The sequence below is a fragment of the Lysinibacillus sp. 10T31 genome, assembly GCF_056394365.1.
Window position 1 is genome coordinate 66952 of record NZ_JBFTHS010000024.1, and the last position, 12038, is coordinate 78989.

The window sequence follows — 12038 nt, forward strand, 5'->3', positions numbered from 1 at the left end:
TTACACATTTCCTTATGCATCGTAGCACATCCAAAAGGTAAGCGCAAAACGACTTACTTGATTCAAAAGAAATTCATCGCTATATGAGCAAAATAGCCACATATTGCTTTCTAATTAGGAGCATATATTAAAAATTGTGGCTCATCACAATAACGTCAGCTTGCTTTCCATTCCGGCTATGCGCTATCCTGTGGCGTCGCCCAGTCTCCACTCCAATCAACTAAATATATGGTATAAGTTTCAACAAAATATATCCCAACTTTTAGAAATGGGCCTAAATTGTGCATATGATATCTAAAATGCTTACATTTACATTTATTGCATCTATCTATGTACTATTAACTTTTTTAGCTTTGTGCGCAACTTTTCGTAGTGAAAGATCAATTATGGCTCGGCTAATTGATTCCAGGAAGCTTTAACTTCTTTCAGCGGATGTATGAACATCCGCTGAAAGAAATTAAAAAGAGCAGCCTTCATGCTCTTTACATGAAGACTGCTCTATGTAACTACTAGACGTGTATTATTTTACAGCATCTTTAAGCGCTTTACCTGGTTTGAAAGCAGGTACCTTGCTAGCAGCGATTTCGATTTCTTTACCAGTTTGTGGGTTACGACCTTTACGAGCCGCACGTTCACGTACTTCAAAGTTACCAAAACCAATTAATTGTACTTTGTCACCCTTTGCAAGAGCATCTTGAATTGTATCAAATACAGCTTCAACTGCTTTAGAAGCGTCTTTTTTAGAAAGACCTGCAGCTTCAGCAACAGAGTTTACTAATTCTGTTTTATTCACACCATTCACCTCCTCTCAAAGGGTCATGAACCAATTCTGTAAAAAGATTAACACATAGAAAACCGCTACGCAACTGTATTCATACATGATTATAACCAAAAAATGCGTTTTTCACCCAAAAAACAAAAATAACAGGACTTTTCGCATAAAAACGAAGAGCCCTGTAATAATTTTTTGTGCTTTATTTTTCATTTTTTCGCTACAAAATAAATGTAACTAATCCTCTATCACCCTCGTTCACCATACGTTCAATTGTTTGTCGCATCCGTTTTTTGGCTGTAGCTGGAACAGCATCCATTTTATAGCGAATTCCTTCTTTTAACACTTCATGTAACGGAGTTCCAAAAAGCTGTGTATTCCATAAAGCGTCACGATCATGTAAATAAGCATGATTTAAATCCTTAAGCAATTGTTGACTATGGAATTCAGAGCCAATGAGTGGCGCGAATTCTGATTCCATATCTACACGAATGATATGGTATGATGGTGCTTTTGCTTTCATACGCACACCATAAAAATTATTTTGTTTAATGAGCTCTGGTGCTGTTGGCTCAAACTCCTGCATCATCGGCAATGTTACACCATAACCAGTCGAATCTGCTTGACTAATAGCATTTTTAAAGCGTTTTTGCGCCTCTTTTGCTTCTGCTGCTTCTTTAATAAAGAGTAACCAATCTCGCTTCGTCTCAATTGGCTCATCTAGCCATTCATTACAAACCGACTTATATAGCTCACTTTGTAATGACACTCGTATGACCGCGGTCCCAACACCAGCATCAACATGTACCACTTCACTCTGGTCGATAAAATCAATGGCTTTAAAGGCATCTGATGCCTGCTGTACATCTCTAATTTTCATAATAGATGACAACACTTCTTCCATCGAATCAATTAATGCAACATTCAATGGGTGCGTTGCATCTAAAACATCTAACCAATCTGGCTTTTCCACCTCAATTGTTCGAATTGGAAATTCAAATAATGCTTCTTGCAAAATAAACTGAATATCAGATGCACGCATTTGATCAATCGAAGTAGCAATTACTGGAACATTATAGCGCTCAAATAGCTCATTTCGAAGCTGTACTGTTTCCTCTCGTGCTGGCATTTGGCAATTTAAAACAATAACAAAAGGTTTTCCAATATCCATTAATTGTTCTACAATTTCCTCTTCAGCCTTCTCAGCCGCACGACGACTTATACCATTTACCGTGCCATCTGTTGTTACAACAATTCCAATATTGGCATGGTCACGAATTACTTTATCTGTGCCTATTTTCGCCGCTTCTTGGAAAGGGATAGGCTCTGTATGCCAAGGTGTATGGACATATTTTGGTCCATTTTCATCCTCATAGCCCTTTGTCCCTTCAATGATATAACCAACGCAATCTGCTAAACGAATTTGGAACGACATTTCATCATCACCGACAGCAATACGTGTTGCTTGGGCAGGCACAAACTTCGGCTCAGCAGTCATAATGACTGGCCCCGGCGAGCTTTGTGGCAACTCGTCTTGTGCCCGCATTCTTTCTGTTTCATCCACTATATTCGGTAACACGACCGCTTCCATAACCTTTTTTACAAATGTGGATTTACCTACACGTACTGGACCGACAACACCAATATAAACATCGCCATTTGTGCGCTCTGCAATTTCTCTAAATACTGCTTCACTCAAGGTTTCTGCCTCCTTTATCTACGCTTTTTCACTATATGCGAGCTTATAGATAAATATGAAAAGCTCCTCACAAATGTAAGGAGCTTATCGACTAATCTTTTTTAGTTTTGGATTCAGACTCTTGAATTGCTTTTTCTGTAGCTTTTTCTCTAGCTTTTTTTGCGTCACTATTATAGGCGTCCATAAAATAAACTGGCTCACCCTTTTCGTCTACCGTATAAGGAATAGAATAAGCAGGTACGACTGGATATTTATCGACAAGTAGCTGACGAATATCATCTCCAGGTTTCACATCAGGCTTGTCTTCTTTTAGCAATTGACCTAAATCGATTGAATAGTCGACATGCATTTCACCATCGCCTGTCATAAATATCGGTAATTCGGTACCAGAGTAAGGGCTTTTTACAGTAACATCTTTTTTATAGCCCAATTCTTCAAAGTTAATTTGAAATACATTATCTGAAGTTGCACCCTTTATCGGTAAATATTGAGTAGATAGTTTACGAATATTAATTTCACGAATTCGCTCTGCAGCATTTAAATCTACCAATTTTACTTTCGCTTCATTCTCAGGATCCCAAATAATATACTGGAAAATCCCACCCTTTTCGTAGGCGTTCCCTGGAATTTGTGAAAGATATTTTGGCATTAGTTTTTCAAAATCAATTAAATATTTTATATATAAATCTGTATCTAGCTCACTATTTTTAATTGGAACTAGTCCACCAGTTGCTTCACGGTATTCATCAACCGCACGCTGAACCGCAGCTAATTGGTCAGCATCAGGCACTAATTTCGCCCTTTTTTCGTCTTCTGGATAAGCACAACCTACTAGAAGTACAGCGGTTACAATTACCAATAGAAAAGCACTTAGTTTTTTCATGTCACTTCCACCTCATCATTTTTTATGCTGGCCATGTGGCTACAATTAGTACCATTAAAAATGTGCCTAGCCCAAATAGTATGTATGCAATTAAATTTACGATTGTACGTAAAAAACCATTCGAAACCTTATTACGAGCTAAATAAATTAAACCAACAGATATAATCATAAAACCGATACAATAAAATGATACCCACATTACATCAAGCGAGGGCAAATGTGCTAACGGACCCATTTAAGACAACCACCTTTCTTCAACGTCTCGAAACAATCAAAGTATATTATACTATGTGCTTTCGCTAAAAAGAAATAGATGTCCAATAACTATCATCAAATGGACAACACCTTTATAGCGTTATAGACTTTAGCACACAATAAGGTGTCTCAGTTATTCACTGAGACACCTTATTTATGTCCATTTTATGACAAGAATAATCAAATAGATCAGGCATGTTGATTTATATATTATTAGAAAATCATGTCATCGATTTCTCGCTTTTTCATACGCATCATTAATGTATCAACCGCTACTTTCGGTTCTATATCACTAAATAGAACACTATAAAGCGCCGTAGTTATTGGCATAGCAACGTCATATTTCTCTGCTAGTTGATAGGCAGCTTTTGTTGTGCGTACCCCTTCAACAACCATGCCCATTTGTTCTAGAACCTCTGGCAGTTTCATTCCTTGCCCGAGTAAATTACCTGCGCGCCAATTACGAGAGTGCACACTTGTACATGTTACAATCAAGTCTCCCATGCCTGTAAGTCCTGAGAATGTAAATGGATTCCCCCCCATTTTAACACCAAGACGTGAAATCTCAGCTAATCCTCGAGTAATAAGTGCCGCTTTGGCATTATCACCATAATTTAAGCCGTCGGAAATACCTGCAGCTAATGCGATTACGTTTTTTAAGGCGCCACCTATTTCTACGCCAATCATATCTTTGTTTGTGTAGACACGGAAAAATTGATTCATAAATAAATCCTGTACTTTTTCTGCGGCTTCAATGCTTGCACAAGCGGCTGTAACAGTTGTCGGGTGATGTAAGACAACTTCCTCTGCATGACTTGGACCTGAAAGTACAACAATCTCTTCTACAAATTCAGCTGGTAGACTTTCTACTAAAATTTCTGAAATTCGTTTTAACGTATCTGGTTCAATTCCCTTCGATACATGAACAAACAGTACTTTTTTATCGAGTGTTGCTATCATTTTTTCACATACTTCTCGAATAGCCTTAGTAGGTACAGCTACGACAATTATCTCCGAATGAGCAACTGCTTGAGCAATATCACTTGTTGCATACAAATTTGCTGGCAGCTCCGTTTCAGGTAAATACTTCCTATTTGTATGCAGATTGTTAATTTCTTCAGCTTGATCTGTTCGATGAGTCCATAGAAGTGTATCATGCCCGTTTTCTGCAAGCACCATCGCAAGCGCTGAACCCCATGAGCCTGCCCCTAACACACAAACTTTTTCCATTCAAAAACCTCCCTTGTTTAGAAAAGACAATTCACTCATATTAGTTATAAAAAATGCTAGAGAAAGGCTTATAACAGTAAAGCTTTCAAAGCAATCTTATTAGTAGACATTAGAAAAATTATTCTTTCCTCTCTTGTAAAAAGACGCCACCCAACAAGTATTGTCGGGTTGGCGTATTGTATGTGTATATTTTTCCTAAGCACGAGCACGAGTAATTAAACGAATTGGCGTTCCTTCAAAATCAAATGTTTCTCGAATACGATTTTCTAAAAATCGTTCATAAGAGAAATGCATTAGCTCTGGCTCATTAACAAACACCACAAAAGTAGGTGGCTGTATCGCAACTTGGGTAGCATAGTAGATGCGAAGACGGCGGCCTTTATCAGTTGGTGCTGGGTTGCGTGCCACTGCATCCTCAATCACTTCATTAAGGATAGATGATTGAATACGCATTGCATGGTTTTCACTTACACGTTGTATAATCGGTAAAATTTGATGTACACGCTGCTTTGTATTGGCTGATACAAAAATAATTGGAGCATAGTCTAAGAATAAGAAATGCTCACGAATTTGCTGTGTAAAGACGTTCATTGTTTTTTCGTCTTTTTCAATAGCATCCCATTTGTTAACAACGATGACAATAGCTTTTCCAGCTTCATGCGCATAGCCTGCAATTTTTTTATCTTGTTCTTGAATGCCTTCTTCTGCATTTAGAACGACTAAAACAACATCAGAGCGTTCAATTGCACGTAACGCACGTAATACAGAATACTTCTCTGTCGTTTCGTATACTTTCCCTTTTTTACGCATACCTGCAGTATCTATAATGACATATTCCTGATCATCATACTCATAAGGCGTGTCAATAGCATCCCGAGTAGTACCCGCGATATTACTCACAATAACGCGGTCTTGGCCTAAAAATGCATTTACTAATGAAGATTTCCCTACATTTGGTCGACCAATTAACGAGAATTTAATAACCTCGTCTCCATATTGTTCTTCATCTTCCTTAGGGAAATGTTCTGCACATTCATCCAATAAATCCCCTAAGCCTAAGCCGTGAGAACCAGAAATTGGCCAAGGCTCACCAAAGCCAAGCGCATAGAAATCATAAATCATCTCGCGCATATCCGGGTTATCAATTTTATTCACTGCTAAAACGACCGGTTTTTTTGTTTTGTATAAAATTTTAGCAACTTGCTCATCAGCAGCTGTTACACCTTCACGACCATTTGTCATAAAGATTATAACGTCTGCTTCATCAATGGCAATTTCTGCTTGTTGACGAATTTGCTCTAAAAACGGCTCGTCTCCAATCTCAATACCACCTGTATCAATAATATTAAAATCATGTGTTAACCACTCTGCCGAACTATAAATACGGTCGCGTGTAACGCCTGGAATATCTTCCACAATCGAGACACGTTCTCCAACGATACGATTAAAAATCGTCGACTTACCTACGTTCGGACGACCTACGATGGCTACTACTGGTTTCGTCATCTGTACTTCATCCTTCCAACTTCTTGTCTTTCGCTATTATACACGAAAAATGCCATTATATCATATCATATCCATGAAGGGGCGCGCTATGTACCGTTCTTTCCATCTATTTAGGAATTTTTATATCATTTCGGCTGTTCTATTTGAATGATCGATGTGATGTGGTTATCTTCGAGTCTTATTTATTCTATCCATTTCCGCCATAAAAAAGCGAGGACACAAACTGTATCCCCGCTTGTCTAGTTTATTTAAAATTTTTCAGTTTATCGCCAATGACATCACCGAAAGAGAAACCTTTGTTTTCTTCTGGTAATTCATAGTCGACTACTTCCTCTGCCTCAGGATTTTCAAGTAAATCCTTAATGCTCAATGCTAAGCGGCCATCTTCAGCATTAACGTCAAGCACCTTCACCTGTACATCCTGTCCTTCTTTTAGAGCTTCGTGTGGTGTGTTAATATGCTTATGCGCGATTTGCGAAATATGCACTAAACCTTCTACACCAGGGAAAACTTCCACAAATGCTCCAAATGAAGTAAGACGTTTTACTTTTCCATCAAGCACTGTTCCTTTAGCTGCACGCTCTTCGATGTTCGACCAAGGACCAGGAATCGTTTCCTTAATGGATAGCGAAATACGCTCATTTTCCGGGTCTACAGAAAGGACTTTCACCTTCACCTCTTGTCCTTCTGATAAAACCTCACTCACATCACTCACATGCTCATGAGACACTTGTGAAATATGCACAAGGCCATCAATACCACCAAGGTCAATAAATGCGCCAAATGATGCGATACGCTGTACTTTACCATCTAAAACATCACCAGTTTTAATCTGGTTAATAACATCTTTCTTTTGAGATGCTTTTTCAGCTTCCACTACAGCACGATGTGATAAAATTAATCGATTTTTTTCTTTATCTAGCTCAACAATTTTAAAGCTAAGGTATTTGCCTTTATAGTCTTCAAAATCATCAACAAAGTGGTCTTCTACTAGGGATGCTGGAACGAAGCCACGTACTCCTAAATCAACGACAAGACCACCTTTAACAATATCTTTTACTTCCGCTTCGAAAATTTCCTCAGCGTTGAATTGTTGCTCAAGTGTATCCCATGCTTTTACAGCATCTACTTTACGTTTTGATAATACATAGTTTTCTTCTTCAACTTTTGTAATCATCAACTCTAACTCATCTCCAACTGAAATTACGTCAGACGCTTTTTCAATGTGTAAGCTTGATAATTCACTTATTGGTACAATACCGTCAAATTGTGCACCTGGAATTGAAACAGTTACCGCTTTCTCATCAACTTGCTCTGCAATACCTTTGACGATATCACCTTCGTTAAACGTTTGTTCTGCATAGTTCATTTCTTCAGACATATGTAACCCTCCTTCGCATCTTCCCTTACTATTTTATTCGAAATTGAAGATAAAGACAAAAATAAATCCTTTAAATTCAAAAATTGTCTGAAATTTTAGGATTTATACCATTTTTTCTTGCGCTAATTTTAAAATGGCCTGTGCTGCTTCATCAATTGACAATGCCGTCGTATCTAAAAATATAGCCTCTTCTGCCTGAATTAGTGGCGATGCTTCACGCTCGCTATCCATTTTATCGCGCAGGGCAATTTCTTCTTGAAGCTTTTCAATAGAAGATTCAATTCCTCGTTTTTGATTGTCAATAAAACGACGTCTTGCTCTCTCTTCTACAGTTGCAGACATAAAGATTTTTAGTTCTGCAGTCTTTAATACATGCGTAGCAATATCGCGCCCATCCATAACAACACCACCATTAGCCGCAAGCTTTTGTTGCTGTGCTACTAATAGTTCACGTACTTTAGCATGTGCCGCTACTTGTGAAACAGATGAAGTTACCTCATTTGATCGAATTTCTGCCGACACGTTCTTGCCGTCTAAAAAGACAAGTTGTCCTTCAGAAGAAGGCTTTAAATCAATTGTGCTTGATGCAAGCATTTCTGCTAATTTTGTTTCATCATCTAAATGTATGTTTTGTTGCATTGCTTTATACGTCACAGCACGATACATAGCACCTGTGTCGATATAAGTAAATCCAAGTGCCTCTGCAACAATTTTCGCGATTGTGCTTTTCCCTGCACCAGCAGGTCCATCAATCGCAATTTGAATGTTTTTTTTCATATACTCCCCTACTTTCTATCACACCATATTGTATCATAAAAAAGCCCTCTTTAAGCAGAGGGCTTTCTTAAATCAAAAATACTACTCGATTTGAAGGTGTGTAAATTCCCTGCAAAATTTCATGGAATTTTCCACTCACCAATAGAGGTTGGGTTTGGCGTTCTTAGACTGAGTTCCTCTATTTCAGCGGGTATTTGGACACCTGCTGAAAGAAGTTAATAAGCGTAAAAATCAAGCATCAAAAGGATTTATTTCTTTACGACGATTCACTAATTGACGTTCAAAGCAGAAACGAACAATATGCTGTTGGTCTACATCATCAGTATCCGTTAATTGTATAGTTGCAAATTTTTTGTCATCTTTTTCGAATATACGAACAACCGTTGCATCCGTGACAACGTATTTTACATCCCCATTGGCGTATGGTAAAACGATTGTTAACTTAACCTCATCATCATCTTGGAAAGCAATTGCCCCTTTCAAGGTAACTGCCAAACCACCTGCGCTAATGTCCGATGTTACTAACTGATATTTGTAATCCTTAAACTGTATCGCTACATCCACAGGCGTTTCCACACGTACATATTCACGACGCTGAATTTTGATAAAGTCATCTGCCGTTGGACAATGCAACATAATCATAGGTATATTACCAGCTTTACGTCCAATCACTTCAGTATTGAAAGCAAATGATAGCTTATCCTCCGTACGAAAAGTTGCTCTAAATTCAGAACCATCTATTAAAAAAGCTGTTTTCTTTGTGGCAACATTTATTGGATAATCGATGTAAAGAATATTTTCTTTTTGTTCTACAACTTTACAGCGGAATTTTTCAGCACGATCTGTATAAGTTGGCTCTAGTTCTAATTGTGTACCAATTTTTATTTCCATGAGCATCTCCCCGAACACAAATATACCTTTATTATCGCACGAGATGCCCATTTTGGCTATATCAACTGGTAGTTTTTTCTTATATTAAGTTAAATATTCCACTTTTAAAACATTGTGATTTTCAGCGTCAATAACAATTCGGTATGTTTCTTGCGCATTTTTATCACGGACTGCAATAACTTCATAACAAAGACGTTGTTCAAATGAACCGTTATCTGTATAAATATTTCTTACTTCTTGTACTTTCACATCATCATCAAAGAAAGTTTTCCAATCAATTGGTTTTGCAGTTTGTGGTTTAATCGTCTCTGCCTGAATATATTCCATCGCATTTGCACCAAGTAACTCGCCTGTATCCTTAGCAAGTTTTAATTGCACGCCATCTGCATAAATCAATGCATTATCGCCAGGGTGAACACGTGCAAATGTCACATGCCATGCTTGATGGTTTTCACGAGATTCCACAAATGCAACATCATTCATTCCAAGTCGTTTTACATATTCTTCAGCTTTTTTCATAATTTCATCTTGTGATAGCCTTGCCTCATCTACTGGACGTTCCACTAAATAGGATATTAAATGTCCACCCTTTTCTGTTAGATCGACATATCCTAAACGAATATCTTGGTGGAATTGGATATGATAAAACGGATATGGTGCAGTATCGCTACTTTTCGTCACCGTAAATGTTGCATCTTTTATGATAGGGAATAATTGTTTTACTTTTTCCAGTGCTTCTTTTTCAGTAATGACTGAATCTTGCAATGCTTTAAGATCTATTTTTTTCTGCCAATCCGATTCGCTTAATGTAAGTGGGAAGTCTTTTTCGCTGTAACCTTTTAATGTCTTTTGTACATTATCAAAAGTTGTATTTGGATTTTTAGTATCTACTTGTCTTAACCAGACATCCATTTTGCCGTTATTTTTATAAAAATCTACTGTTGCAGCTGACCATTCATCTGAAAGTGATTGTAAATTCGTTGATACTTGTGGCATTTTTTCTCGCCAAGCTTTATAATCACCAGTTTTAGATGTTTTCTGTGCCTCATCTCCTAGACGTCCTAAATAACTTAGCCAGTCGTTCGACATTTCCTGCCCGATAGGAATATTCGACATCGAAGATCGAACGTCGGAGCTTAGTCGCCAAACGGAATCTAACTCATTGTGAATGGCATTATCATCCTGAAACAATAGAGATTGTGAGACAGCTTGTTGTAGATGCGATAATTTCTCTGATGCATCCGTTAAATTATCTGTGTACTGAGCTAGCACAGTACGTTGTAAACTTACATTTTTTCCGTGCATATTAATGCTATATGCCCCTAAGCCAATAACTGCCGCAGTGAGTATAACGAGCATAGTTCTCATTTATTTTCCTCCTTTCTATGAACAGAAAATGTGTTCTCCAATTCGTTTAATTTGAGGTCGTGACCAAATCCACTTACTTGTAGCTGTTTTCGGATTAAAATAATACAGTGCATTTTCTGAAGGATCCCATCCATTCATAGCATCAAGAACTGCTTCTTTTGCACGTTCATTTGGTTCAAGCCAAATTTGTCCATCTGCCACCGCGGTAAATGCCAGGGGTTGGAAAATTATACCTGAAATAGTGTTTGGGAATTCAGGACTTTCCAAACGATTTAAAATAACAGCCGCTACAGCTACTTGACCTTCATAAGGCTCTCCCCTAGCTTCACCATAAACCGCATTCGCCATTAACTGTACATCTCTGTCGGTATACTTTGGAGGCACTTGAGTCTTAGTCCCATTATTATTACTACTACCGCTACTTTTACCTCCTCCACCACCGCCACCAGTGTTTGTTTTCACTTGCTGTTCAAGTGGTGTGCCACCATAATAAGTAAATTGATTTCCTGCATTTAATTGCGCTTTTACCCATCCTTCATCGTAATCTGAATAACCAGATAAAGTTTTTTTAGTTTTAGCACCGGCTATTCCATCTACTGGTAAACCATATTTTTCTTGGAAAATTCGTAAAGCCCAATATGTGTTATAGCCAAATTTGCCATCAATTTTACTTTTATAAAACCCTAAGTATTGTAGCCTTGCCTGTAGCTCAATTACATCATCACCATAAGCACCACGAGAAATCTGTTGCTCGGTAAATGCAATGGCGTCATTTTGTGGAATAGCAAATATACTAATCCCCAACATCAAAGCAAAAACTATGCTTACAAAACGCATTATCATCACTCCTTTTTTTCATAGCTTGAAACAAACGACCCATTTTATACATATCAATATTTTGCCTTGGCAAAATCGCGTCTGGAATCGGCTTTGTGCTTAGGCCTGCAAATGTTTTTTGTGCGAAAGCGCAGTGCTAACGTAGCGGGCAACGTGTTTTGTCTGTGCGAAAGCGAAGCGACAGCATAAGGGTTTTATCTGCGCGAAAGCGAAGTGGCAGCAGCAGATGTTTTTTGCGCGAAAGCGAAGCGGCAGCAGCARATGTTTTTTGTGCGAAAGCGAAGCGGCAGCAGCAGATGTTTTTTGCGCGAAAGCGAAGCGGCAGCAGCAGATGTTTTTTGTGCGAAAGCGAAGCGGCAGCAGCAGATGTTTTTTGTGCGAAAGCGAAGCGGCAGCAGCAGATGTTTTTTGCGCGAAAGCGAAGCGGCAGCAGCAGATG

The 12038-nt window shown here is 38.3% G+C and carries 12 protein-coding genes; 1 reads left to right on the top strand and 11 read right to left on the bottom strand.

What is annotated here, in order from left to right; translation table 11 throughout:
• Positions 1-520: 520 nt before the first annotated feature.
• The 11 genes from AC1DCY_RS15380 to sleB form a co-directional block, all read right to left on the bottom strand.
• Positions 521-793, bottom strand: coding sequence for an HU family DNA-binding protein (locus AC1DCY_RS15380; protein ID WP_004232618.1), 273 nt, complete (start codon positions 791-793; stop codon positions 521-523).
• A 199-nt stretch (positions 794-992) separates the two neighbouring features.
• Positions 993-2471, bottom strand: a complete 1479-nt coding sequence (spoIVA, locus tag AC1DCY_RS15385; RefSeq protein ID WP_477351480.1) for a stage IV sporulation protein A — start codon at positions 2469-2471, stop codon at positions 993-995.
• A gap of 91 nt (positions 2472-2562) precedes the next feature.
• Complete coding sequence (locus tag AC1DCY_RS15390) at positions 2563-3354, bottom strand: hypothetical protein (RefSeq protein ID WP_477351481.1); 792 nt, start codon at positions 3352-3354, stop codon at positions 2563-2565.
• Between the two features lie 22 nt (positions 3355-3376).
• Positions 3377-3589 carry a DUF2768 domain-containing protein gene (locus tag AC1DCY_RS15395; protein ID WP_477351483.1) on the bottom strand — a complete coding sequence of 71 codons (213 nt, stop codon included), beginning with the start codon at positions 3587-3589 and terminating at the stop codon, positions 3377-3379.
• Between the two features lie 233 nt (positions 3590-3822).
• The gene (locus AC1DCY_RS15400) at positions 3823-4839 is read right to left on the bottom strand and encodes an NAD(P)H-dependent glycerol-3-phosphate dehydrogenase (RefSeq protein ID WP_477351484.1); all 1017 of its coding nucleotides are present in this window, start codon (positions 4837-4839) and stop codon (positions 3823-3825) included.
• Between the two features lie 195 nt (positions 4840-5034).
• Entirely contained in the window at positions 5035-6345 is a 1311-nt protein-coding gene (gene der, locus AC1DCY_RS15405) for a ribosome biogenesis GTPase Der (protein WP_400719972.1), read from the bottom strand.
• 244 nt (positions 6346-6589) lie between these two features.
• Positions 6590-7726, bottom strand: a complete 1137-nt coding sequence (gene rpsA / locus AC1DCY_RS15410) for a 30S ribosomal protein S1 (protein ID WP_477351486.1) — start codon at positions 7724-7726, stop codon at positions 6590-6592.
• A 102-nt stretch (positions 7727-7828) separates the two neighbouring features.
• Positions 7829-8503: a (d)CMP kinase gene (gene cmk, locus AC1DCY_RS15415; RefSeq protein WP_477351488.1), complete on the bottom strand. Its 675-nt coding sequence runs from the start codon at positions 8501-8503 to the stop codon at positions 7829-7831.
• 231 nt (positions 8504-8734) lie between these two features.
• On the bottom strand, positions 8735-9394 hold the full coding sequence (locus AC1DCY_RS15420; RefSeq protein ID WP_477351489.1) for a flagellar brake protein: 660 nt from the start codon (positions 9392-9394) through the stop codon (positions 8735-8737).
• 84 nt (positions 9395-9478) lie between these two features.
• On the bottom strand, positions 9479-10762 hold the full coding sequence (locus AC1DCY_RS15425) for a PepSY1/2 domain-containing protein (protein ID WP_477351490.1): 1284 nt from the start codon (positions 10760-10762) through the stop codon (positions 9479-9481).
• Between the two features lie 15 nt (positions 10763-10777).
• Positions 10778-11599, bottom strand: a complete 822-nt coding sequence (gene sleB / locus AC1DCY_RS15430; protein ID WP_477351491.1) for a spore cortex-lytic enzyme — start codon at positions 11597-11599, stop codon at positions 10778-10780.
• Positions 11600-11825: 226 nt separating this feature from the next.
• Between sleB and AC1DCY_RS15435 the strand changes: the two genes are divergently transcribed.
• Positions 11826-12038, top strand: a 213-nt coding sequence (locus AC1DCY_RS15435) for a hypothetical protein (protein ID WP_477351493.1), incomplete at its 3' end; no start/stop codon positions are given.